Source organism: Thioclava sp. 'Guangxiensis' (genome assembly GCF_045348365.1).
GTDB classification, from domain to species: domain Bacteria; phylum Pseudomonadota; class Alphaproteobacteria; order Rhodobacterales; family Rhodobacteraceae; genus Thioclava; species Thioclava kandeliae.
Genome location: NZ_CP155824.1, coordinates 469,240 through 494,240, shown reverse-complemented (window position 1 = coordinate 494,240; position 25,001 = coordinate 469,240). Strand labels below are relative to the sequence as shown.

Annotated in this window: 20 protein-coding genes and 1 pseudogene; 11 read left to right on the top strand and 10 right to left on the bottom strand. The window is 62.3% G+C overall.

The window, feature by feature from the left end:
• Positions 1–195 precede the first annotated feature (195 nt).
• Positions 196–3,159 (top strand): methyl-accepting chemotaxis protein, encoded by a 2,964-nt coding sequence (locus ABEB22_RS19565; protein ID WP_349295036.1) that lies wholly within the window; start codon positions 196–198, stop codon positions 3,157–3,159.
• A 736-nt stretch (positions 3,160–3,895) separates the two neighbouring features.
• Here the strand turns inward: ABEB22_RS19565 and ABEB22_RS19560 are convergent.
• The 3 genes from ABEB22_RS19560 to ABEB22_RS19550 are packed head-to-tail and all read right to left on the bottom strand — an operon-like array spanning position 3,896 to position 7,365.
• Positions 3,896–4,267 (bottom strand): DUF1850 domain-containing protein, encoded by a 372-nt coding sequence (locus ABEB22_RS19560; RefSeq protein ID WP_349295035.1) that lies wholly within the window; start codon positions 4,265–4,267, stop codon positions 3,896–3,898.
• On the bottom strand, positions 4,264–6,360 hold the full coding sequence (locus ABEB22_RS19555; RefSeq protein ID WP_406871200.1) for a TRAP transporter permease: 2,097 nt from the start codon (positions 6,358–6,360) through the stop codon (positions 4,264–4,266). The genes ABEB22_RS19560 and ABEB22_RS19555 overlap by 4 nt, the downstream gene beginning before the upstream one ends.
• 57 nt (positions 6,361–6,417) lie before the next feature.
• On the bottom strand, positions 6,418–7,365 hold the full coding sequence (locus tag ABEB22_RS19550; protein WP_349295034.1) for a TAXI family TRAP transporter solute-binding subunit: 948 nt from the start codon (positions 7,363–7,365) through the stop codon (positions 6,418–6,420).
• Between the two features lie 252 nt (positions 7,366–7,617).
• Between ABEB22_RS19550 and ABEB22_RS19545 the strand changes: the two genes are divergently transcribed.
• The 10 genes and pseudogenes from ABEB22_RS19545 (at position 7,618) to ABEB22_RS19500 (ending at position 19,460) form a co-directional block, all read left to right on the top strand.
• Entirely contained in the window at positions 7,618–8,496 is an 879-nt protein-coding gene (locus ABEB22_RS19545; protein ID WP_349295308.1) for a LysR family transcriptional regulator, read from the top strand.
• A 116-nt stretch (positions 8,497–8,612) separates the two neighbouring features.
• Positions 8,613–9,809: an acyl-CoA dehydrogenase gene (locus ABEB22_RS19540; protein WP_339115547.1), complete on the top strand. Its 1,197-nt coding sequence runs from the start codon at positions 8,613–8,615 to the stop codon at positions 9,807–9,809.
• A gap of 9 nt (positions 9,810–9,818) precedes the next feature.
• Positions 9,819–10,997: a CaiB/BaiF CoA-transferase family protein gene (locus ABEB22_RS19535; protein ID WP_349295033.1), complete on the top strand. Its 1,179-nt coding sequence runs from the start codon at positions 9,819–9,821 to the stop codon at positions 10,995–10,997.
• A gap of 306 nt (positions 10,998–11,303) precedes the next feature.
• Positions 11,304–13,448, top strand: coding sequence for a methyl-accepting chemotaxis protein (locus ABEB22_RS19530; protein WP_349295032.1), 2,145 nt, complete (start codon positions 11,304–11,306; stop codon positions 13,446–13,448).
• Between the two features lie 222 nt (positions 13,449–13,670).
• Positions 13,671–14,057, top strand: a complete 387-nt coding sequence (locus ABEB22_RS19525; protein ID WP_349295031.1) for an ester cyclase — start codon at positions 13,671–13,673, stop codon at positions 14,055–14,057.
• Positions 14,058–14,113: 56 nt separating this feature from the next.
• Complete coding sequence (locus ABEB22_RS19520; protein WP_349295030.1) at positions 14,114–14,527, top strand: RidA family protein; 414 nt, start codon at positions 14,114–14,116, stop codon at positions 14,525–14,527.
• Between the two features lie 153 nt (positions 14,528–14,680).
• Complete coding sequence (locus tag ABEB22_RS19515; protein WP_349295029.1) at positions 14,681–16,081, top strand: Glu/Leu/Phe/Val dehydrogenase; 1,401 nt, start codon at positions 14,681–14,683, stop codon at positions 16,079–16,081.
• A gap of 25 nt (positions 16,082–16,106) precedes the next feature.
• The gene (locus ABEB22_RS19510; RefSeq protein WP_349295028.1) at positions 16,107–17,015 is read left to right on the top strand and encodes a LysR family transcriptional regulator; all 909 of its coding nucleotides are present in this window, start codon (positions 16,107–16,109) and stop codon (positions 17,013–17,015) included.
• Positions 17,005–17,931, top strand: a complete 927-nt coding sequence (locus tag ABEB22_RS19505; RefSeq protein WP_349295027.1) for a glutaminase — start codon at positions 17,005–17,007, stop codon at positions 17,929–17,931. The genes ABEB22_RS19510 and ABEB22_RS19505 overlap by 11 nt, the downstream gene beginning before the upstream one ends.
• Positions 17,932–18,765: 834 nt before the next feature.
• A pseudogene (locus ABEB22_RS19500) lies at positions 18,766–19,460 on the top strand (IS5 family transposase).
• A 319-nt stretch (positions 19,461–19,779) separates the two neighbouring features.
• Here ABEB22_RS19500 and ABEB22_RS19495 read toward each other — a convergent pair.
• The 7 genes from ABEB22_RS19495 to ABEB22_RS19465 form a co-directional block, all read right to left on the bottom strand.
• Positions 19,780–20,370 carry an NAD(P)-dependent oxidoreductase gene (locus tag ABEB22_RS19495; protein WP_349295026.1) on the bottom strand — a complete coding sequence of 197 codons (591 nt, stop codon included), beginning with the start codon at positions 20,368–20,370 and terminating at the stop codon, positions 19,780–19,782.
• A 109-nt stretch (positions 20,371–20,479) separates the two neighbouring features.
• The gene (locus ABEB22_RS19490; protein WP_339115538.1) at positions 20,480–20,758 is read right to left on the bottom strand and encodes a hypothetical protein; all 279 of its coding nucleotides are present in this window, start codon (positions 20,756–20,758) and stop codon (positions 20,480–20,482) included.
• Entirely contained in the window at positions 20,758–21,111 is a 354-nt protein-coding gene (locus ABEB22_RS19485) for a Rid family hydrolase (RefSeq protein ID WP_349295025.1), read from the bottom strand. Before ABEB22_RS19485 ends, ABEB22_RS19490 begins: the two co-directional genes overlap by 1 nt.
• Positions 21,112–21,425: 314 nt before the next feature.
• Positions 21,426–22,682: an ABC transporter substrate-binding protein gene (locus ABEB22_RS19480; RefSeq protein ID WP_349295024.1), complete on the bottom strand. Its 1,257-nt coding sequence runs from the start codon at positions 22,680–22,682 to the stop codon at positions 21,426–21,428.
• Positions 22,683–22,732: 50 nt separating this feature from the next.
• On the bottom strand, positions 22,733–23,788 hold the full coding sequence (locus ABEB22_RS19475; RefSeq protein WP_349295023.1) for an aldo/keto reductase: 1,056 nt from the start codon (positions 23,786–23,788) through the stop codon (positions 22,733–22,735).
• Position 23,789: 1 nt separating this feature from the next.
• A complete protein-coding gene (locus ABEB22_RS19470) occupies positions 23,790–24,131 on the bottom strand; it encodes a TIGR04076 family protein (RefSeq protein WP_349295022.1) in 342 nt (113 codons plus the stop codon).
• A complete protein-coding gene (locus ABEB22_RS19465) occupies positions 24,124–24,855 on the bottom strand; it encodes a GntR family transcriptional regulator (RefSeq protein WP_349295021.1) in 732 nt (243 codons plus the stop codon). The genes ABEB22_RS19470 and ABEB22_RS19465 overlap by 8 nt, the downstream gene beginning before the upstream one ends.
• Between the last annotated feature and the right edge of the window lie 146 nt (positions 24,856–25,001).

The following is a 25,001-nucleotide window of genomic DNA, read 5'->3' as shown; positions in this document are numbered from 1 at the left end:
TAGAGAGGACTGCAGCGCTTTCGGGAGGCGCGTGCGTGCATTTGGAGGAATGCTATGTCGTTGACGAGGAATCTGAGTATATCGGTCAAGCTGCCACTCATCATAATGGCGCTCGTGTTACTATCGGTTTCCTTTGTCTCAGTGCTTACGGGGCAGATCGTTCTTCAAAGATTGGGGGACGAGGCGACAGAGCGGTTGACCGCGGATGTAAAAGACCGTGCCAACCGTCTCGAGGTGTTTTTCGACCGGGCAGCGCTGGATATCGCCACAGCTGCCGCGGCGAACGAGACCACGCTGAGCCTGACGGATTTCAGTATGGTCTGGGGAATGATGGCCGCGAACGAGGAGATGGATCCGGCGCAGATCCTGACCAAGGCTTTCGTAACCGATAATCCCTATCCGGCGGGTGAGCGTGACAAGCTCGATACACCCACCGAGCGGGTGAATGATTTCAGCTATTCCGGACTTCACGAGCTCCATCATCCCGGTTTCCGCTCGATGATCGAGGTCTATGGCTATTACGATGTTTTCCTGGTCGATATGCAAGGGAATGTCATCTATTCCGTTGCAAAAGAAACCGATTTTGCCACAAACCTCGAAAGCGGGCCCTATAGCGAGACGGGGCTTGCGGAAGTGTTCCGTGCCGCGAGAGATCTCGAACAGGGCAGCGTTGCGTTCTCGGATTATTCCTTCTACGCCCCCTCGAACGGGATGCCTGCCGCTTTTATCGGCTCTCCGGTCATCGATCCGGGCGGAAACAGGCTCGGTGCCATCATATACCAGCTTCCGACGGATCAGATCGAAGCAATTGTAAATAATCCCAACGGGTTGGAGGAGACGGGGCAGGCCTATATCGTCGCGCCTGACGGGATATTGCGCTCGGAGCTGCGGTTCTCGGATACACCTGCATTGCTGACGCGCCGGGTCGATAGCATTCCGGTTCAGGATGCGTTGGCGGGCCAGACGGGCGCGATCGAGAGCGGAGCGCTCGATGGTCATCCAGCCTTTATCGCCTTTACCCCCGTGCAGGTCTTTGGGCAGACATGGGCAATTGTTGTCGAGAAGGGCGCGGACGAGGTTCTGGCAACCCAGCGCTACGCGGAGAAGATCCAGCTCATCCTCGTGCTGTGCGTATTGCTTGTCTCGGTGGTCGTGGCCATGCTCGTCTCCCGTAGCGTGACCAGACCACTTGGCCGTGCCTCCACCGCGATGCAGGCGATCAGCCTGGGGAATTATGCGACCGAAGTCCCCGATACCCGACGCGGCGACGAGATCGGCAAGATGGCCTGCGCGCTCGAGCAGTTCCGCACGGAGCTTGCAGCGGCGCAAGCGGCCAATGTGGAGAACCGGTATCGCAGTGCCGCGTTTCAGGCCTCCGCATCGGCCATGATGGTCGTCGATCATGATCTCAAGGTGTTTTTTGCCAATGCCGAGATCCACAACCTGCTGCGGTGCTCGGCAGGAGCCATCGCCGGGCATGGGGACGCGTTCGACCCCGACGACATTATCGGCACGCCGATCGGGATGTTTTTCTCGGAAGAGGAGCGCAAGACCGTTCTGGCCGCGCTTTCGGATCCATCGCAACTCCCATGCCAGCTGCAAGTAAAGTTGGGCGAGAGCCGTTTGCAGGTCAAGCTGTCGACTGTCGAGGACGGGCAAGGCGAGACGATCGGGTTCATTGTCGAATGGGCGGATGTGACAGAGTCCTATCTGAATGCCGCAGTTCTGGGCGCGCTGGACAAAAGCCAGGTCGTAGCCAGTTTTTCTCCCGATGGTGTGCTGACATCAGGCAACGCGCAAATGTTGCGATCCTATGGCATAACCGAGGCGGATATACCGGCCATGCCGCGATTGCAGGACGCCGCGCCGGAGCTTGCAGAGGCCTACCGGAAGCTACAATCAGGCGAGCCGGTGCTCGATGTCTTCCCCGGTCCGCCCGGACCCAATGGTAAATCGGTCCTGATCGAGGGGATATTTGCGCCGGTGCAGGACGAGACCGGGAATATCATGCGTCTGATGTTGATCGGCAAGGATATCACAGAGGCCCGGCATGCCCTGACGCAGGCGACGGCCGCGCGGGCGCAGATGCAGGCGGCACAGGAGAATGTCGTCCATGCACTCCGTAACGGGTTGAAAACGCTTGCGGATGGCGATCTAACCACCCGTATAGAGCAGTCTTTCGATATGGAATACGAGGGACTGCGTTCGGATTTTAACGAGGCGCTGCGCAAGCTGGAAACCGCCATGCAGGTCGTGCGCGAAAATTCGGTCCGCATCACCGGCGATGCGGCTGAGATCTATTCGGCGGCGAATGATCTTTCGCAACGCAGCGAACGGCAGGCGGCAACGCTCGAAGAGACCGCCACGGCGCTCGACGAGCTGACGATCTCGGTCCGGTCTTCGGCCGAGGGGGCAAAGCACACCAGCCAACTGGTTGAGGGCGCGCGCGATCATGCCGAGAAATCCGGCGCCGTGGTGCAGGAGGCGGTCGAGGCGATGGGCGAGATCGAGCACTCGTCCGAGCAGATCAACAAGATCACCGGAATGATCGACGATATCGCGTTCCAGACAAACCTCCTCGCGCTGAATGCCGGGGTCGAGGCTGCGCGGGCAGGTGATGCCGGTCGAGGTTTTGCGGTGGTGGCCTCGGAAGTCCGGGCACTGGCGCAAAGATCGTCGGAGGCCGCGCGGGATATCAAAGGCTTGATCTCGTCTTCGGAGCTACAGGTGAAACGTGGTGTCGAACTTGTCTCGCAGGCGGGGGCCGCTCTGGAGAAAATCGTGTCGAGCGTGGCGGAGATCAGCGTCAATGTAAGTGCCATCGCAACATCTTCGGGCGAACAATCGGTAGGGCTCGCCGAGGTGAACGAGGCGGTCAACCAGCTGGATCAGGTCACACAGGAAAATGCCGCACGGTTCGAGGAAACAACCGCCGCAACCCATGCGCTGACACAAGAGACCGAAACTCTGTCCCAGACGATCGCGATGTTCAAAGCCGGCCCGAAAACCGCCGCCGGGGGAGTGATGCAGCAGCCTAAACCGGTAGATGCCACACATCGTGAACCCGTCCCGACAGTTCCCCGACGGGTCCGGCCTGCCGAAGCCCGTCGCGCAGCTGCAGCATCCGTCAAGATGGCTGACGGTTGGGATGAGTTCTAGTCCGGTGGCGAGATCGGCAAGGTCCTCTGCACCATTACGAAGCGAGAAGAAACGGAGCACCTATGACCGGTCCACGTGATGGCCGCCCCCAGCCGGAAGCGTCCCGTGCCCTGCATCAAGGCGGGATAGAAGCACAAGCGCTTCGGCGGTATCATGCCAGAACTCGAGATATGTCGGCGCAAAAGCGGAAATATCGGGCTTCCGGCCATCTGTCGCGATGCGCGATTTATGGATTTTTATCGAAGAGCGGAGGATGAGAGGGATCACTCGACAGCCAGCACTTCCCATGAAGGCTTAAACTTTTCGGAAGGTGGGCTTGCGCATGCCGGATCATGATGAGCCCGCGCTGGGGCTCACTGCGCGCCATTCGCCGCATGGGACATGCCGCCAATATCTTCGATATTCACCCTAACGTCATCCAAAGCCTCGAGCAGTGGGGCCGCCCGTGTAGCCCCCCAGGTCACGGGGCGCGGGGGGGGGGCGTAACGGAACGACGTCCCGAATTTGCGTTGATTGATAATCCGGAGAGTTGCGACGGCGGCACCCGATGATCTCGCCAAGCATGCTTGCGGCAAAAGAGCGACGGGTCGGCCCGGACCTTGCGCGGGACACCGATCGCTCGGGCCAGCCTGACAAGAGGAGGTGTTTGGCGAGACCTTTGCTGGCGATTGCCCACCCACGATCAGACCGGGCCGCAGCAGCTCCGGCCCAAATGCGGCAGCAGGGCGGACCGGTATTACCCTGCTCTGGAACAGGGGACAACCTGCACAGGTTGGCCGGAGAAGGCTCCGAGATCTATACATCCAACGCCACATAGGCGCCATGCCGAAGGGGTCTTGCCGGAGGCGGCAAGGACCAGCGCGGGCACCGGTGGCAGATCGGGCGTCCAGACCCACCAGCCCTCCTCGAAATGCCCTCCATCGCCCGGTTCCATGCCGGCGCCCGAGCCTTTGACCGCCGCCTGTGCCAGATGCAGGCGGTGGTCCGCGGTGATCTCCCATGTCTCGCGCCAGTCCTCGCGCTCGACCGAATGGGTCCATTCCAGGGTAAAGCTGCCGCCGGAGCCAAGGGCGATCATCATCGCCCCCGCCATCAGACAGCCGCTCATGCCGACACCGGAGCCTTGCGCCGCCACAGGAGCAGCCCGAAGAGGGCGGCGAGGGCAAAGCCCGCCTCATCGGTCACGGGCAGGGCCGCCACCAGCGTGAAGGCCGCAGCCACCGCGATCAGCCGCTCCCAGAGCGCCAGCCGCCGCCCCAGCCAGCCGATAACGCAGGCCCCCCAGAGCGCCAGCGCGATCAGCGCCTTGAGCACGATATAGGCGACCGCGGGCCAGTAGCCGATGGTTCCCGCCAGCGCACCGCCATCCTGCAGCATCAGCGCGGGCGTATAGACGGCCATGAACGGCACCACGAAGCCCGCAGCCGCCACCTTGATCGCCTCGAAGCTGATCTTCAGCCCGCTTTCCTTGGCAATCGGCGAGGCGGCAAAGCAGGCCAGCGCGACCGGCGGCGTCAGATCGGCCAGAATGCCGAAATAGAAGACGAACATATGGCTCACGATCAGCGGCACGCCCAGATCGAGAAGCGCGGGGCCGGCGATCGAGGAGGTGATGATGTAATTGGGGATCGTAGGGATGCCCATGCCGAGGATGATGCAGGTGATCATGGTCAGCACGAGGCTGAGAAAGAGACTGTTCTGCCCGACCGAGACGATGAACTGGCCGAACGTATTGGCCGCCCCCGTCAGGGTCATCACCCCGATGATCACCCCCACCAGTGCGCAGGCGATCCCTACGGGCAGGGCGGTCTTGGCCCCGTCGGCGAGGCTGTCGCGACAGACCGCCAGCGTCTCGCGCCCGCCCTTGAAGGCCGCGCAGGCCGCGATCAGCACCGCCAGAACCAGCAGGAGCGCATGGATGCCGAAGCTGAAGAAGGCCGAGGCCGCAAGCCCGAGCACGATCCAGAAAATCACCCGGATCCCCGTTGACCCCATGCCCATGGCGATGGCCGCGCCGAGGATCAGCATACCGGTCAGCGCAAGCCCGATGGTGCCCGCAAATAACGGCGTGTAGCCCGAGAAGAGCAGCCACACCAGAACGGCGAGCGGAAGGATCAGATACCAGCCCTCTTTCAGCGCCTTGCGGGCCGAGGGCATCTCCTCGGGCGAGAGGCCGCGCAGGTCGCGCTTTCCGGCCTCCAGATGGACCATCCAGAATGCTCCTGCAAAATAGAGGATGGCAGGCACCAGCGCGGCCTTGACGACCTCGACATATTGCACGCCGAGCGTCTCGGCCATGATGAAGGCCACAGCGCCCATGACCGGTGGCATGATCTGCCCGCCCATCGAAGCGGTGGCCTCGACGCCTCCGGCAAAGGCCGCACGGTAGCCGAAGCGCTTCATCAGCGGGATGGTGAACTGGCCAGTGGTCACCACATTGGCAACGCCCGAGCCCGAGATCGTGCCCATGAGCCCCGAGGACAGCACCGAGACCTTGGCCGCGCCTCCCATCCTGTGGCCGACCAGCCCCAGAGAGACATCGGTGAAGAGTTTGATCATGCCCGCTTTTTCAAGGAACGAACCAAAGAGGATGAAAAGGAAGATATAAGTCGCAGAGACATAGGTGGGGATGCCGTAGATCCCTTCGGTGCCATAGGCGATCTGCTCGACCACCTGCTCGAAGGCATAGCCGCGATGGTTGAAGGGCGAAGGCAGATGCTGGCCGAACAGCGCATAGGCCAAAAATAGCCCGCAGATGACCGGCAGGGCCGGTCCCATCAGCATCCATGCGGCAATGAAAACGGTGAGCACCGCCATGCAGCCGAAGACGAGATCGGCGGGCAGGGGATCGCCCGCGCGCATGAGGAGCGGCGTATATTCGACCCATTGATAGGCTGCGACCGCAACACCGGCTGCGGCAAGAAGCCAGCAGAGCCCGCGAAGCGGCGCGCCCCAGCCGCGCCCGAGCGCCAGAAGCGGAAATCCGAGCGCCATCAGGAAGCCCACATGCACCGCCCGCATCACCTGGCTCGGCAGGTCGATGATATGGGCCGCGATGGAGATCTGGTAGAGCGAGAAGGCCACCGCCAACCAGAAGAGGAAACGTCCCGTCCGCCCCGGCGGAAAGCGAGACGCCAGCGGGTTATGCAATTCGGCCATAGCTTCGGCCCGGCCCTGTTCGGCCGTCATCTGTCCGGTCATGTTGTCCTCCCGTCCTGCGGACAGCCCGACAGGTGTCGGACCGCCGCAAGGGTCCGCTTAGAGCAGGCCCTGTTCCCTGTAGTATTTCTCGGCGCCCGGATGCAGCGGGATCGGGGAGTTCTTGATGGCGTTCTGGATATCGATGCCACCGGCCGCGGCATGTGCCGCCTTCAGCTGGTCGAGATTCTCGAACAGGAGTTTGGTCATCTGATAGGCCAACTCGTCCGACACATTGGTGCTGGTGACGAGAATATTGGTGATCGCCAGCGTCGGAATATCCGCGTCCTGACCCGGATAGGTGCCTGCGGGGATCACACCTGCCGCATAGGGCGCCCCCAGCGTATCGGCCACCTCGGCGGGGATCGAGACATAGGTCACATCCTGCGTCGAAGACAGATCCTTGAGCGCCGCCGAGCCAAGCCCCGAGCTTTGCAGGGTCGCGTCAAGCTGGCGGTTCTTCATCAGTTCTACCGATTCCGCGAAGGGCAGATACTCTACCTTGCCAAGATCGTCATAGCTCATGCCAAGCGCGCCGAGGATCTTGCGGGCATTGACCTCCGTGCCCGATTTGGCCGCGCCCACCGACACGGATTTGCCAGCCAGATCCTTGACCGTGGTCGCGCCGGCTTCCGCCGCTGCGGCGATCTGGATATAGTTGGGATAGATCGCCGCGATGGCGCGCAGCTTGTCGAGCGGCTTGTCAAAGCCGACATCGGCATTGCCGTCATAGGCATCCTTCACGGAATCGCCGAGCGCGAAGCCGATCTCGCCGCGGCCCTGCTGCAGCAGGTTCAGGTTCTCGACCGAGGCTTTGGTCGATTGCACCTGCGCGCGCGCGTCGGGGATGTTCTTGGCGTAGATATCGGCCATGGCCACGCCAAGCGGATAATAGACACCCGAAGTGCCGCCCGTCAGCACATTGATGAATTCCGTGGCCATAACGGCAGGCGCGGAAATAGCGAGGCTCCCGGCGATCAGCGCGCCGAGCCCGAAGGTCTTGATCATGATGGTCCTCCCAAAGACATATCCGCAACAGAGCACCCTCCCGTGATGCCGCGAATGGAGGAACTATGGGCAAGCGATCCGCGCGGGGCAAGTGGCTATGGCCGTTCCTTGGCAAACTAATTCTTCCAGGCTTGTGGCATATCTGTGCCGGGGCGCCCGCAAGGCGGCCTGTGGCCGGTGACGCGCGGAGTTGACAGCGCAGCGTCAATGGCGTCACTCTTTTGCACGACAGTCATGCAAAAGTGGAATGATATGCGACGGCGGCGGTTTCTTCCCTCCCTGAAAACCCTGACCGCCTTTGATGCGGTCCTGCGCCACCGGAGCGTAACCCATGCCGCAGAAGAGCTGAACCTGACGCAAAGCTCGGTCAGCCGGCTTGTCTTCTCGCTCGAGGAGCAGCTCGGCAAGGAATTGTTCACCCGCGAAAGACGCCGCCTGATCCCCAATGCCGTGGCGCTGGCCTATCATAAGGATGTCGCGCGTGTACTCGATATCCTCGAACGTGCCAGTATGGCGGTGGTGGCCAATCCGCATGGCGGCACGCTGTCACTGGCGGTGCTGCCGACCTTCGCGACCCGCTGGCTCGGGCCGCGTCTGGGCGAGTTTCTCGCCGCGCATCCCGGCATATCGGTCAATCTTTCCACGCGGATAGGGCGCGTGGACTTTGCAGGGGAAGCCTTTGATGCAGCTATTTATTTCGGTTCGCCCGAAGGGGCGGGCACGCGCTGTCTGAAGCTTCTGGACGAAAGAATGACGGCCTGTGTCTCGCCCGAATTTGCCGCGCGGCACCCCCTCGTGCGGGCCGAAGATCTTGGCCGCCTGCCGCTTCTCAAACTCGAATCGCGACCCCATGCGTGGGCGGACTGGTTCATGGCGCAGGGCGCCGCCCCGCAGGAAGGCGAGGGAATGCTGATGGACCAGTTCTCGATGATGATCCAGGCCGCGATCTCGGGGCTGGGGGTTGCACTTTTGCCCGACTATCTGGCGCGCGCCGAGATCGAGAGCGGGCGGCTCGAAGCGGTCCTGAAACCGGCGGTTCCGGTCCGGGGCGCCTATTGGCTGACTTGGCCCGAAAGCCGCAACGAAACTCCGCCGCTTACAGCTTTCCGCGCATGGCTCAGCTCTCTTTGAGAGATATTATCATGCAGTGCCTGCATGGATATATGCGCAAATTCCGTTTTGCCAGCAACAGACCGCCTGCTAGCCTCCTCCGGACGTTCCTTCTTGCTTCCATCCGGAGACATCTCATGGCCGCTTCCCACAAGGGTATTCCCTATAACTGGTCCGATCCGTTCCTCTTCGACGAACAGCTGGGTGAGGAGGAACGGATGATCAGCGCGGCCGCACGGGCCTTCTGTCAGGACCGTCTGGCGCCCCGCGTGGAACAGGCCTATCTGGACGAGCACACCGATCCCGAGATCTTCCGCGAGATGGGCGAAAGCGGACTTCTGGGGGTCACGGTGCCTGAGGAATATGGCGGCGTGGGGGCCTCCTATGTGGCCTACGGGCTTGTGGCCCGCGAGGTGGAGCGCATCGATAGTGGCTATCGCTCGATGATGTCGGTGCAATCCTCGCTCGTGATGTTTCCGATCCTTGCCTATGGTTCTGAAGCGCAGAAGCGCAAATACCTGCCGCACCTCGCCGCCGGCACGATGATCGGCTGTTTCGGCCTGACCGAACCCGATGCGGGATCGGACCCGGCAGGCATGAAGACCCGCGCCATCAGGACCGAGGGCGGCTACCGGCTCACCGGCTCCAAGATGTGGATCTCGAACAGTCCGATCGCCGATATCTTCGTGGTCTGGGCCAAATCCGAGGCCCATGGCGGCAAGGTGCGCGGCTTTATTCTCGAAAAAGGCATGAAGGGCCTCTCGGCCCCCAAGATCGCGGGCAAGCTGAGCCTGCGCGCCTCGATCACCGGCGAGATCGTGATGGAGAATGTGGAGGTGGGCGAGGAAGCACTCCTTCCGGGGGTCGAGGGGATGGGCGGGCCGTTTGGCTGCCTCAACCGTGCGCGCTACGGCATTGCATGGGGGGTGATGGGCGCAGCCGAGGACTGTTTCATCCGCGCGCGCCAATACGGGCTCGACCGGCACCAGTTCGGCCGCCCGCTCGCCGCGACCCAGCTCTACCAGAAAAAACTCGCCGATATGCACAGCGAGATCACACTGGGGCTTCAGTCTTGCCTGCGTGTAGGCCAGCTGTTCGACGAGGGCCGTTTTGCCCCCGAGATGATCTCGCTGATCAAACGCAATAATTGCGGCAAGGCGCTGGATATCGCCCGTATGGCCCGCGACATGCATGGCGGCAACGGTATCCAGATCGGCTATCATGTGATGCGCCACGCCCAGAATCTCGAGACGGTGAATACCTATGAGGGAACGCATGACGTGCATGCCCTCATCCTCGGGCGGGCGATCACCGGTCTTCAGGCCTTCAGCTGAGGGGGCGTCATGCCACAGGATGCGCCACTCAAGGGGCTCGAGGTCGTCGAACTGGCGCGGATTCTGGCCGGTCCGTGGATCGGCCAGACGCTTGCCGATCTGGGCGCGGAGGTGATCAAGGTCGAGGCGCCCGAGGGCGATGACACCCGCCGCTGGGGCCCGCCCTTTGTGGAGCGGCCCGACGGGGCAGGGGGCACCGAAGTGACGGCTGCCTATTTCCATGCCGCCAACCGTGGCAAGCGCTCGGTCACCTGCGATTTTACCGATGCGGGGGATCTGGCGCGGCTCAAGGCGCTGATTGCCGGAGCCGACGTCGTGATCGAGAACTTCAAGGTTGGCGGGCTTGCGAAATTCGGGCTTGATTATCCCAGCCTGAGCGCGATGAACCCGCGCCTCGTTTATGCCTCGATAACGGGGTTTGGCCAGACCGGACCACGCGCGGCGCAGCCCGGATATGATTTCCTCGTTCAGGGCATGTGCGGGATCATGGACCTGACCGGCGCGCCCGAGGGCGAGCCGCAAAAGGTAGGGGTGGCTTGGATCGATATCTTTACAGGCCTTTATGGCGTGATCGGCATTCAGGCGGCGCTGGCCGAGCGCGCGCGCTCGGGGCTTGGCCAGCATGTCGATCTGTCGCTTCTCGATTGCGGCGTAGGGGTTCTGGCCAATCAGGCGACGAATTTTCTCCTTGGAGGCGTCACGCCCACACGGCTTGGCAATGCCCATCCCAATATCGTGCCCTATCAGGTCTTTCCCGCATCCGACGGGCATCTGATCATTGCCTGTGGCAATGACCGGCAATTCGCCGCGCTCTGCCGAGCGCTCGATCTCGGGCCGCTCGGGACCGACCCGCGCTATGGCAGCAATGCCCAGAGGGTGGCGCATCGCGAGACGCTCTGTGCGCTGATCGCGGATCGAACGGCACAGGCGGAGAAAGCGCACTGGATCTCGGCTCTCGAAGGGGCCGGCGTGCCTGCTGGCCCGATCAACAGCGTGCCGGAGGCGCTTGATGAGCCGCAGATCCTCCAGCGGGGGATGCGGATTGCGCCCGAGGGCATAGCGGGCCTGCGCACGCCCATCTGCTTCTCGCGCAGCACGCTCTCATTGAGCCATGCGGCCCCGAAGCTCGGGTCGGGCGACGGGGCGTTCGGGTGTGGGCTGACGGAGGTTTCGGAAGACAGCAAATAAGATCCGCCTCGCCCTAACCGGTAGCCGCTCCACCGCCCTGTCTCATTCTGACAGGAGACAAGGGCTCATATATCTCAAACTTTAGATGAAGACTGCCGTCCGTGTGCCTGATCTTCATACTTTATTCGACTTTGCGCCCTTAATCGTGAGCAAGGCGACTATGTATTTGAGAGTGAAATGAGAGATAAGTTCCGGACCGTATCTGGTAAGCTCCTGTTGGCAGCGGGGGCTGCTATCTCCGCTATTTTGTTGGCATATACCGCCTTCAATGGCTGGCAGACCTCCGCACGCGTCAAAAGTCAGGTGATGGATCTTGCAATCCATAAAGCCGCATGGGCGGCAGAGCAGGTCGGAGGCTCCCTCACGCAGGCGACCTCCGCAGCGACAGCCCTCTCGGGGCTGCTCGAGGGCTATTTCGACCATGGCGGGGGCGAGACGACGCAGGTGATCGACATGCTGCAGGACGTCTCGCTACAATATGAAAACCTCTATTCCTCTTGGATGTCGGGGATGCCGGACGGGTCGACAGATGCGTTCGTGACAGGCGGCGAAGGCCGAAACGAGGCGGGGATCTTCACCCCCTACTGGACGAAAAACGAACAGGGCACGGTCGATCTGATCACCTTCCCCGTCGATACGGATGCGGAATGGTTCAAGGCGCCGGTCGAGGAGAACCGCCCCATTGCAACAGAACCCTACAGGGCTGTGGATGGAACTCTGATGACGTCGATTGCCGTGCCGGTCCATCATGATGGCCGGACGATCGGGGTGGCGGGTGTCGATATCACTTTGGGCAAGCTGGATGCGCTTCTACGCCAGATGAAGACCTTCGAGGGCGGCCGGATGATGCTGGTCGATGCCGGTACCAAATGGGTGGTTGGCGAGGACGAGAGCCAGCTGATGTCGGTCTATGACGCGCCGGGCAGTGACCTTGTCCGCGATGCACTCTCGGATGGCCAGCCGCGTGTCATCACGGGGTTCGAGGACGGGCGCACCCGCCTTGTCATGCCTTTTACCGCCCCGGGTATGAACCGGACTTGGGCGACCATCCTCGATGTGCCCAAGGCCGTCTTCGCGGCGCCGGTGATCAGCCAGCTGCTGTCTGCCGCATTGGGTGGGGCGCTTATCTTGCTTCTGGCGTTGGGAGTGATCGGCGCGGCCGCATCGCGTCTGGTGCGCCGGCCGCTTGCCGGGATGCTGGCCTCGGTCGATGATCTGGCGGCGGGGCACTATAGCGCACCCGTTCCGGGCACGCGCGGGCGTGACGAGATCGGCGCGATGGCACGTTCGGTCGAGACCCTGCGACTGGGTCTGATCGAAAAAACGGAGCTGGAGGCCGAGCAGGCCCGCATGCGCGAGGAGGCCGAGGCGGCCCAACAGGCGCGGCTCGCGGAAGAGGCGCGCCAGCGGGAAGAAGCCGAGGCCCTTCGTCTTGCGCAGGCCGAAGCCGAAGCCCGTGCCGAGGCGGAAGCCCGCAAAGCGCGTGAGCGCGCCGAAGCGGAGAAATCCGCCCGTGCACGGGAATTGTCGCAGGTCGTGGATAGTCTGGCAGGCGGGCTGCGTGCCCTCTCCAAGGGCAATCTCGATGTCACCCTTCAGGAGCGCTTTGCCGAGATCTACGACCCGCTGCGGATCGATTTCAATGACACGGTCCGGCATCTGACCGAGCTGGTCTCCTCGATCAGCCATGCGACACAGGAGATCAATGGCGGATCGCACGAGATCGCCCGCGCGACGAGCGATCTGTCCCAACAGACCGAGACGAGCGCCGCCACGCTGGAGCAGACCGCTGCAGCGCTCAACGAACTGACGGTGTCCGTGCGCTCGGCGGCCGAGAGCTCGCATCATGCCGACGGATTGGTGCGCGATGTCTCGCAAAAGGCCAGCGCCTCGATGTCGGTGGTCGAGAATACGGTCCTCGCGATGGAACAGATCAGCGCCTCGTCCTCGCAGGTGTCCAAAATCATCGATGTTATCGACGACATCGCGTTCCAGACCAACCTTCTGGCCCTGAATGCCGGTGTGGAAGCCGCCCGTGCGGGCGATGCCGGACGGGGCTTTGCGGTGGTGGCCTCCGAGGTGCGCGAACTGGCGCAGCGCTCGGCCAATGCGGCCCGCGAGATAAACGATCTGATCATGAAATCAGGCGATCAGGTGACCAACGGCGTGACGCTTGTCAGCCAGACCGGCGAAGCCCTGCGTGACATACTCGAGAGCATCAAGGTCGTCTCGGTCAATGTCGGGGATATCGCGGCGTCGGCAGATGAGCAGTCCTCGACCATTGGCGAGATCAATACCGCAGTCAACCAGCTCGATCGCGCCCAGCAGCGCAATGCCGCAGCCTTCGAGGAAACCACCGCCGCCTGCACCGCGCTGAACCGGCAGGCTCATGATCTGGCAGGGCTGGTCGGCCAGTTCCGCCTGTCCGAGGAGCACCGCCGCGTCGCCTGACGGTGCAGGGGCACAGGGGCGCGGCTGTTGGGACGGCCGCGCCATTATCCCCGCGCTTTCCGCTTCGGGGACCGGATCGCCTTGTTCATGCAGTGCTCGTGCATGATGCTGTCCGAGGGGATCTGGCTATCGGAAGGGGGGCAGGCAAAAGCCCGCCCCAGCTTCTGCTTGCCCTCACAAACCCACGGGCTAGCTGCCGACAAGCGACGGATGCGGGGGGAGATGACACGAGAAGAGATCATGGTGGCCTATCGGGGCTATATCGCGTGCCTGAACGGGCGGGACTGGCAGGATCTCCACCAGTTTGTTGGCAAGGACGTGATCTATAACGGAACCCGCATCGGGCTGGAGGGCTATGCAGGGATGCTCGCTGCGGATGTTCGCGCGATCCCCGACCTTCAGTTCACGATCGCCGCGCTCGTCTGCGACCCACCCGTCATCGCTGTTCGGCTCGCCTTTGACTGCTCTCCGGTGGGGGATCTCTTCGGGCTGGCAGTGAATGGAAAGCAGGTGCGCTTCGACGAGCATGTCTTTTACGAATTTCACGATGGCCGGATCCAGAAAGTCTGGTCGCTGATCGACAAGGCCGCCATCGCCGAACAGATATGACACAGCGCGGGTGGGCCTCCCGCGCGCACCATCCCTGACAGATCGAGGACACCGCCATGACGACAGACGTTCTACACATCCCTGAAGATAACGAGATATTCCAAAACTATCGTGCCGCTTTCGAGACATACGGGTTTTCGCCGGCGGTCAGATCCGGCGGGTTCCTGTTCATCTCGGGACAGGTAGGTGTCCGGCCCGATGGCAGCGCCCCCGCGGACATCGCGGGCCAGACCGAATGCGCCCTGCAAAGGATCGGCGAGCTGTTACGGATCGCGGGCCTCGGGTTTGCCGACCTCGTCGATGTTACCAGTTATCATGTGGATATCGCGGACACATTGCCGGCGTTCATCGAGGTCAAACAGCGCTTCATCAAAAGCCCGTTCCCCGCTTGGTCGATCATCGGCATCTCCGGCCTGAGCCGACCCGAGCTGAAGATCGAGATCAAGGCCGTTGCCGCTTTGCGTGAATGAGCCGCTTCGGGAACGGAAACGTTATGACCGATGCTCTTCGCGCATAGGCCATGCAGGATACGCATTAGACATCCGGCACGAGGCGGAGCTTGGTGGGGTCATCGACCGCCCGCGAGGGGCGGAGAGGCCAGTCACAGGACACCGGATACACCCATGTCGGATCAAAAATTCTTTGCCAATATCGAACGTTTCATCGGTAATACCACGCCGCATCTGGACCTGACCGACGGTCTGGCCGAGCGCATCACCCAGTGCAACTCGACCTACGCCGTGCGTTTCGGGGTCAAGCTGCGCGGGCGGATCTACAGCTTCGAGGGCTGGCGTTCGGTGCATAGCGAGCATATCGAGCCGGCCAAGGGCGGTATCCGCTATGCGCCTGATGCAACGATGGACGAGGTCGAGGCGTTGGCGGCGCTGATGAGCCTGAAATGCGCGCTGGTCAATGTGCCTTTCGGCGGCTCCAAGGGCGCGCTGCGGATCAACCCGTCGGACTGGACCGAGGACGAGCTCGAGCGTATCACTCGCCGCTTCACGCAAGAGCTCGCCCGCCGAGACCTGATCCATCCGGGCCGTAACGTGCCTGCACCCGATATGGGCACGGGCGAGCGCGAGATGGCATGGATCGCCGATGAATACCGCAAGACCGGCCGTGCCGATGCGATCAATGTCAGCGCCTGTGTGACCGGGAAGCCGGTCGCGCGCGGCGGGATCGAGGGGCGGGTCGAGGCCACGGGCCGCGGGGTGCAATATGCCGTGCGCGCCTATCTTGCCCATCCCGACATGCCGGCGGTTTCTGGGCAGAAACAGATCAGGGGGCTCTCGGTGGTGGTGCAGGGTTTTGGCAATGTGGGCTATCACAGCGCCAAATTCCTCGCCGAGGATGGCGCACAGATCGTGGGGATCGTCGAGCATGATGTGGCGATCTTCGATCCGAAGGGCCTCGATATCGAGGCGGTGGCCGCTCATCGCCGCGCGACAGGCTCGATTGGCGGGTTTGCGGGGGCCGAGACAGTGCCGAGCGCCGAGGGCCTGACCCATATGGCCGCCGATATCCTGATCCCAGCCGCCAAGGAGGCCGCGATCACCGAAGGCAATTGCAACGAAATCGACTACCAGCTGATCGTCGAGGCGGCCAATGGTCCGGTGACCGCCGCCGCCGAAGAGGTGCTGGGGGCGCGCGGTATCCGCATCCTGCCCGATCTCTTCGTCAATGCGGGCGGGGTTGTGGTGAGCTATTTCGAATGGGTCAAGAACATCACCCATATCCCCTTCGGCCTGATGGAACGCCGCCAGCAGATCGCCACCGGCATGTCGATGGTGAGCGCGCTCGAGCAGATGTCGGGGCGGTCGATGACCGATGATCTGCGTGCCTCCATCGCGCGTGACACGCAAGAGATCGACCTCGTGCGCTCGGGCCTCGAGGAGATCATGACGCGGGCCTTCGGCGAGATCGCGGCGCAGCATGCCCGTATGCCCCAAGTCAATCTGCGCACCGCCGCCTATGCCGTTTCCATTGCGCGGATTGCGGATTACTATCGCGCGATTGGCCTGTGACGGGCCGCTGGAACGGATGACGTGAATGGATATACGCTGGCTCGAGGACTTCCTTGCCCTCGTCGAGATGCGCAATTTCACCCGCGCGGCGGAGTTCCGCAATGTCTCGCAGGCCGCTTTCAGCCGGCGGATCCAGTCGCTCGAACATTGGGTCGGCACTGCCCTTATCGTCAAGGGGGCGGTGCCGGTCCGGCTGACCGATGCGGGCGAGGATTTCCGCGCCGAGGCCGCGGCTTCGGTCGAGCGGCTTCTGGGGGCGCGCGCCAAGATCCGCTCGAGCCAGTTCGCGCTGATGTCGCAGGTGCGTATCGCCACGCCCAACTGCCTTGCACGATCGGATTTCAAGCGGGTGCTGAAGATGCTCAAGGGGCGGGTCAAGTGCTCCTTCTCCGTCATCGTCGGCAATACGCAGGATGTCACCGCGCGTTATATGGCGGGGGATGCCGATATCCTGCTGTGCCATGACAATCCCGCGCTTCCGAGCCCCATCCATACCGATGCGCAAGAGCGGCTGGTGGTGCGGCGCGACCGCTTCCTGCCCTATGCCGTCCTCAACCGGCACAAACGCGAGGCCTTCGGCTTTCCGGGCACCGAGAAAGCGCCGTTCCCGCTGATCGCCTATTCGCACAAGGCCTATTTCATGCGGCTCTTCGAGCATGTGCTCGAACGCGCGCCCGTCGATCCGGCCTACAGGATCAGCGTGCAATGCGATATGTCGGACGTCCTCAAGGAGATCATCATGGAGGGCCACGGGGTCGGCTGGCTGCCGGTCAGCGCGGTCGATGATGCGGCGGCGGGGGTCATCGGCCCGATCGGCGGGCCGGAATGGGCGCTCGATGTCGAGATCTGCGCCTATCGCCCGATCCGGAAGCTGGCTCCCGAGGTCGAGGCGCTCTGGGCGGCCCTCAAGGAGGAAATCCGTAATGGACATTGATGCGGCAGAGCTTCAGTCCTTTCTGACCGATCTGGATGCCGATATCCGTGCCCGCGCCGATTGGGGCGAGGTGGCCGATTATATCCCCGAGCTGGCCAAGGTGGACCCTGCGCAATTCGGCGTGGCTGTCGCGCTGGCCGACGGGCAGGTGCTGCAAGCGGGAGCCGCCGATACGCGCTTCTCGATCCAGAGCGTCTCGAAGGTCTTCACGCTCGCTTGCGTGCTCGGGCGCAGCGGCGAGCAAATCTGGACACGGGTCGGGCGCGAGCCCTCGGGGACGCGGTTCGACTCGATCCTGCTTCTCGAGCAGGAAAAGGGCCGCCCGCGCAACCCGTTCATCAATGCGGGCGCGCTGGTGACCACCGATGCGCTTCTGGCAGGGCGTGCCCCGCGCGAGGCGCTGAGCGAGGTGCTGGCCTTCTTGCGTCTGGCCGCGGGGGATGAGGATATCCATATCGACCGCGCTGTGGCGCTTTCGGAGGAGCGCACCGGTTTTCGCAATATCGCGCTCGCCAATTATCTGAAGTCCTTCAATAATATGACCAACCCGCCCGAGATGACCTTGGGCACCTACTTTCACCAATGCGCCATCGAGATGACGGCCACGCAGCTTGCACGGGCTGGGCGGATGATTGCGCAGCTGCCACGGGCGCCCGCGATCCTTGCCCCCGAGAAAGCGCGTCGTCTCAATGCCTTGATGATGACCTGTGGCCATTATGACGGCTCGGGCGATTTCGCCTTCCGCGTAGGGCTGCCGGGCAAGAGCGGCGTGGGCGGCGGCATTCTGGTCATCGCGCCAGGAGTGGCCTCGATCGCGGTCTGGTCGCCTGGGCTGAACCTCTATGGCAACTCCCATATGGGAACATTCGCCGCCGAACAGATCGCCCGTTTCACCGGCTGGTCGGTTTTCGGATAAGAGGTCGACGATGGAATGAAGCAGGGGTGAGCGGCCTGCATGGCCTAATGCAGGGCAGTTTCTAAATGTCGATGCCATCCGCCGCCGTGTCGTAACTCACGCTAGCGGGAATGATACTGGGGGGCGCTACGATGTCTGGATATCACCCGAACGCTGTGATGTTCACAGCGATCACGGTTTCTAGCGGAAAGCTGAAACGACCTGCCCATTGCCGGGATGCCGCACCGGCCCAGCGTTTTCCCGCGGACCATCTCACCGATGCCTCGGCACCCGCGACATTTTAAGTGACGAAGGCTGTATGGGCCGCAGCTGCCAAGGCCAACTCGGCAGCAAGCGGACGCAGAGTAATGTGCTGAAGGGTCGCAGATCCGCGTCCGCGCTCTGAAAAACGTCATACAGGCTATAACCTCTCTAGGCCATCAAAGGCTTGTTCGCCAAGCAAATTGGCCCAAGGAAAGCCCGCGCATTTGCGCGATCAGCGACAAAGGATCCAAGCGGCGCTGGAAGATCGGATACAGCCCTTGATAATTTGAAACTGCACCAAACTGCCCACAAGGAAAGTCTACCCGCATTGCAAACTATGCTTTGTATCCTGACCGGGTAGACTGCAGGTTCTTGTACAGGCGTCCAGATCGCAACGCCGCTTAGATTAATGTACGTAGTTTTGTAAAATGGGCGTTACAGAACACATATTCCATTATAGCCATGGTTACATAATGTTGATTATGACGTTAATCGGGCTTAAAAGACATAGACACAATTGGTAAAAATGATGTGGCCCGCGAAACTCGGACAGTGTCGAATCTGGATCTGAACGATCTGGAGTTTGACGTGATGAGTAACTTGTTCTGGCTGACCGAGGCGCAGATGAAGCGTATTGGCCCCTATTTTCCGAAAAGCCGTGGGCGACCTCGCGTCGATGATCTGCGTGTGTTGGGCGGGTTATCTTCATTAATCGCAATGGGTGGAGGTGGCGTGATGCGCCCAAGGAATACGGCCCGCCCAAAACGCTCTACAATCGTGGGAGCCGAATGGGTGTCTTCGCTCGGATCATGGAAGGCCTGGCCTCCGAAAATTCCGACACTCGAACCGTGATGATCGATGCGACATATCTGAAAGCGCATCGCACGGCGTCAAGCCTGCGGGTGAAAAGGGGGGCGTGGACGCCTGATCGGCCGCACGAAGGGCGGGATGAACACGAAGCTCCACGCCATCGCCGACATGAAAGGCTGCCCGATCCGACTGTTCATGACAGCAGGTCAGCTCAGCGACTTCACCGGTGCGCAGGCGTTGCTCGACAGCCTGCCACAGGTGAAATGGATGCTGGGCGATCGGGGATATGATGTGGATTGGTTCAGAGAAGCGTAGAAAGACAAGGGGATGAAAGTGTGAATCCCGAGTCGGAAGTCCCGCAAGGCACCCATCGGATCTGACAGGCGCCGCTACAAGCGACGCAATCGCATCGAGATCATGTTCGGACGACTGACGGACTGAAGGACTGGCAGCGGGTGGCTACTCGATATGACTGATGCCCTATCACCTATCTCTTGACGATCGCACTCGCTGCTACTGGCTTATTCTGGCTCTGGATGGAAATGAGCGCTGACCCTAGATCTTTCCGCATATCCTACCCGCAGGGCTCCCAGCCGAATTGCAGGCCCATACGACCGGCATCGAACGCTACATCGGCGTGCGCTACCGTCTCCTCGACGGAATACTAGAACATATTTGACGAATAGGCCCGCATCCGGTCACAATAGGCCCCGCAGAGCACTTTGCCCTTGATGTCGCAATGTCGCGGTGATGCCCGCATCGATGGAGATCTTTACGATCCGCGCATTCTGCGAGCTATCGGGGCGGGCTTCGATTTCGGGTAGTCGCGAGCAGGTCGCCGCGTGAGAAGACCTCGCCCGCGCGAGCCTGTGTCTCCAGATCAGTTACAGCCTCGCGCAACAGCCCACGCTCGTCAGTGACGTAGAGCATGGGGCGGCTATCCACGTGACCGCTGCCGATGGAGGTCGGCGGCACGTTGAACGAACCGTTCTGGTAGGTGGGCCTCATGGCGAGGGGCTCCACGGGGAAGACATCGAGCACCGCGTCCCCGAATGCGCCCTCACGCTGGGCGGCCACGAGGGCCATATGATCGATTACCCTCGCGCGCCCCACGCTGACCACCCCTGCCCCGCGTGGCAGAAGGCCCAGACGGGAGGCAGAGACGAGGTTCTTGGTCTCGGGGGTCAGCGGCAGGCTGGAGAAGAGGATATCCGTGCGGGGCAGCACATCGTCGAGCGTGCCGACGGGCAGGCAGGCATCGAGAGCGGCGGTGGAGCGGCTACTGCGGGTCACGCCGGTGACCACCGCGCCCAATCCGCGCAAGAGCGGCACCGCAGCCGAGCCGATCCCGCCCACGCACAGAAGTGTCCAAAGACGGATGCCCATGTTCACGCCGTCTTGTAGCTGGCGAATTGCGGGGTGGCATAGTTGGGCATCAAGGCCGCCGTCAGGAGGAACACGCCACCTTTCGCGCCATGCACACCCGAGGCATTGGTCAGCGCCACACCCTCGGGCAGATAGGGGTCAGGGTCTCGATGCCCGCCGAGATCACCTGGATCCAGTCGAGCTTCGGCGCCTTAACACGCAGCTCGCGCAGGTCGGGTTTGCAGCAGGCAAAGAGGATATCGGCCTGTGCCACGGCGGTCTCAAACGCCGCAGAATCGGCGTTTTTGGAGATCTCCATCCCGGTGATCCCCGCCTGATCCAAAGCCGCGCGCAGACGGTCGGCGCAGAGCGACAGGGGACCGCCATCAGTTTCAATATGGATATGCATCACGCCTGACGCTCCATCGCGATCGCATCCATCTCGACCAGAAGGCGCGGATCGTTGAGGCGGATGCCCACCGTGGCGCGCGCCGAGAATGGCGCATCGAAATACTCGGCATAGACAGCGTTCATCGCGGCGAAATCATCGCCATTCACCGGAAAGATCCCGACCTTCATCACATCGGCCATGCTCAGCCCGCCCGCCTCGACGAGCGATTTCATGTTCTCGAGAACCTGCCACGTCTGGCTGGTGATGTCGGCACCCGCCAGTGCCCCGCTCACTGGATCGATCCTGACCTGCCCCGACACAAACAGCATAGGACCGTTGCGCCGCTCGGCAGAGAGCGGCGCGGGCCCCATCGGGCGATCGGATTGGGTGAGACCGGGATGAGCGATTATGATCGTTTACGGTCAGGAACAGTTTTAAATTTGCCGCAGGTTTTCAGGGGGACATTGCCGCTGGCAGTGTCCTTCAGGCGGAGCGCATATAGATTATGACCGCCAGAACGAATAGCATGCTTGTAATGTGATGCAGATCAAGAAAGCCGCAAAGGAACCCAGCGTTCAAATGCAGCCCACGCGGAACCGGAGGCCAATACGCACAGCGGCGCGTATGAAAACTCCCGCCCCTGCGCTGGCACGGGCGGGATGGACGGCACGAACGCCCCGGGTGCTTACGGGGTGGTTTCAGCCTTTACCTGCGCCACCTCTTCGGGCGACATCGTGCCGGTCGTCTCGACAGTTCCATCGGTGATCTTCCACAGGCGGAACGGGCCGGTGATATCGCCATACTGATCGAAGGCGACAGGGCCGATCACCCCCTCGTAACGGATTTTCTTACCTTCCTTGATCAGCTCCAGCGCCTTCTTGAACTCGGCAGGACCTGCATAGATCGGTTCGCCCTCGGTGCCGGTCACCTCGGGGATGGCGGCGCGGATCTTGTCAGGCGTTGGTTCGCCTGCTTCGGCAATCGCCAGCGCCACGATCGCCCCCGCATCATAGGAGCGGTCGGCGGCGGGCGCATCAGGGGCGATCCCGCCCGAGAAGCTCTCGAAATTATCGTAGAAATATTTGGTCGAGGGGCTCTCGGACGTGCCCGAGGAGGTGCCATAGGCCGCCTCGAGATATTGCGCCCCGACAGCTTTGATAAAATCGGAGGAGTTCATCCCGTCATTGAGAAGGAATTTCTGCGGCCCGCCCGAGGAAATCCATGCCCGCGCGATGGTCGCGCCATCGACCGGATAGGAGATCAGGTAAAGCCCCTCGGGATCCCCTTGCAGCGCGGCGGTCGCCTCGGAGGAATAATTGGCCTGTTTCTCGTTATAGGGGGTGACGGAGGTGATCTCGCCGCCGAGCGCGGTATAGGCGGTCGTGAACTCGCGCATCATATTGACGCCGAAATCATTGTTCACATGAATGATGGCAAGCTTTTTCATGCCCTGATCGATGGCATATTTGGCCGCAGCCGTCCCTTGCAGCGCATCCGAGGTAATGGTGCGGAAGAAATAGCCGCCCGTCTTGCCCTCCTGCCCCAGCTGGGTGAGTGTGGGCGAGGAGGAAGCGGGCGAGACCTGCACGACCTTGGCGGGCGCGGTCACCGAGGTGAGGATCGGCAGCGTTACCGAGGAGATGATCCCGCCGATCACGACCGGCACCTTCTTGATATTGACGAGCTGTGTGGCCTGATCGACGGCCACATTGCCCTGGCTCTGGCTGTCGCGGATCTCCGACGCGATCTGGCAGCCCCCCGCGCCACCTGCCTCGTTGAAATCGCGAAACGCCATATCCACGGCCTTGGCACCGGCCTGACCATAGACACCGGCGGGACCAGTCAATTCCATGACCATCCCTACGTCGATCTTGCAATCCTGGGCCATCGCGGCGGAGCCAAAGGCGGCGCTGGCCGCTCCGGCAAGCAGTAATTCCTTCATATCAGTCAACTCCTGTTGGAAATGCCCTTTGTCGGGCGGGGATCGGAGGCTCAGGCCTCTTCTTTATTGAGATTGTATTTCATGATGGCGCCGTGGCGGCCGTGACGGTCCCGCTCGAGTTCGTAGACATCTCCCTTGAGCGGGACGGATTGCGCCAGCACCGCCTCGATCGCGGCCAGATCCTCGGGCAAGAGCGCCAGCGTCCCGATCCGCAGATTGGCCGCCAGATGCGCACGGTTGCGCGCGCCCACGATGACCCCTGCCACCTGCGGGCGGGTCAGCATCACCGCCGAGGCCACGGTCGCGATATCGCTCCGGTGACGGTCGGCAACGGTGCGCAGACATCCGAGCAGGCTCTGGAACAGATCCCAGCCGCCGAAATCCTCGATGATCAGATGGTATTTCGTGAGCGAGCGGTTCTCCATCTCGCCCTTGGGATCGGGCCGGCCCAGCCAGCGGTCCGACAGGAATCCGCCCGCCACGGTGCCATAGCACAAAAACTGCATCCCCTCGCGCGCGGCCAGAGCGGCCATCCGCTTTTCGGGGCGCAGGTCGAGGAGCGAATACTGGGTCTGGAGCGTGGCCAGACGGATCCCCGCCCCGAACATCGCTGCCACCTGATCGGTGCCGAAATTGGTCCCCGATAGAAGATGGATCAGCCCCTCGTCCTGAAACTCCCTGAGCCAAGATGCCGCTTCGAGCCAGTCGCCCTGTGCGTAATCCCACCAATGGAACTGCACCAGGTCGAGTCGCTCGACCCCGAGCCGCTGCGCCGAACGCGCCACAGTTTCCCGCAGCATCGGGCGGGTGAGGCGGGCAAGCTTGTCGAGATCGGGCACGCATTTGGTATGGACGCGGATCTGGCCAAGCGCCTCTGCCCCGAACCGGCTGGCATAGGTGCGGCGGAAGGCGCCGATGATCTCCTCGACGCCGGTATAGATATCGGCGCAATCGAAGGTGGTGATGCCGGCCTGCGCGGTGGCGACCAGATCCTCCACCGCCTCTGCCTGATCGATCGCGCCATGTCCGCCCGCCAGCTGCCAGCCGCCACGGATCACGCGGGAAATCTCGTAGCCTGGGCCGAGTGTGGCGCGGGGGAGGGTCATGTCAGTCATCCTTTGTCAGAGATACGGCGGTGGTCTGGGCATGGCTGAAGCGCCGTTTGCCCAAACGGGTAATCCGGAAACGGGTGGAACAGTTCGGGTCGGGACAGGCCACCTCGGCATCGGTGCTCATCCAGTCATTGGGATGGGTCTGGCGCTGTTTGGCCGCCAGCAGCGGCAGCACGGCAGACAGCGAGTAGATCGAGAACCCCTGTCCGGGCGGCAGATGGAGCATCTCGCCGCGCAGCTCGAAATAATCGCCGCGCTTGGCGTTGCAATAGATCGCGCCGCCCTCGGGAGCCGTCACCTCGACCCGCAGGTCCCAGAGCTCGAATGTATCATCCATCGCCTGCCGCCTTTCGCATATCATCGCGGATCAGCGCGAAGGACTGGGTGATATCGGCATGGAGCGCACGCACCGCGGCCTCGGCATCGCGTGCCTCCAGCGCCTCGATCAGCGCCCAATGGTGATGCACCGCCGTCAACGAGGGGTTGCGCCCGTAAATGATGGCCGAGGCGCGCACACAGGGGCCCGACTGCATCCACAGGCTGCGCACGATCGGCAGCAACACATCGGAGCCCGCCGCCCCGTAAATGGTGAAATGGAACTGGTGATTGAGCTGCGAAGTCTGGCTGGCATGTTCCTCGTCGAGACGGTTGAAGGCGGTCTCGCATTCGGCAGTCTGGGCGCGCAGCACGGCCCAGTCCTCGGGGGTCAGCCTAGGGACGGCCATCCGCACCAGTTCGCCCTCCACCAGACAGCGCGCCCGCGCCAGATCGGTCAACCGCTCCTCGGTGATCAGCGGCACACGCGCCGAGCGGTTGGGCATGATCTCGAGTGCGCGCTCGGTGGCCAGCCGCCCCAACGCCTCGCGCACCGGCATGATCGAGACACCCATCGTGTCGGCCAGCGCCTGCATCCTGAGCACCTGCCCCGCCGCGAAGGCACCATGGGTCAGCGATCGGGTCAGCTCGTCATAGACGCGGGTCTGCAGCGAGGCGCGGCCGACCCGCGCAAGGCCCGGCACGGCGGTGTCGGGTGGCCCCGCAATGGGCGAAGTGCTGTCCATTTAATCTCCCGCATCATCAACCAAGGATATTTCACCTTTTTGACTTGCCATGGCGAAATCTGTCAATGATCTTTGATCAAAGATACAATGAAACCGGAACCCCTGCCTAAATGCGCGGCGATTCCGGCAGCAACAGGGAAGAGGGA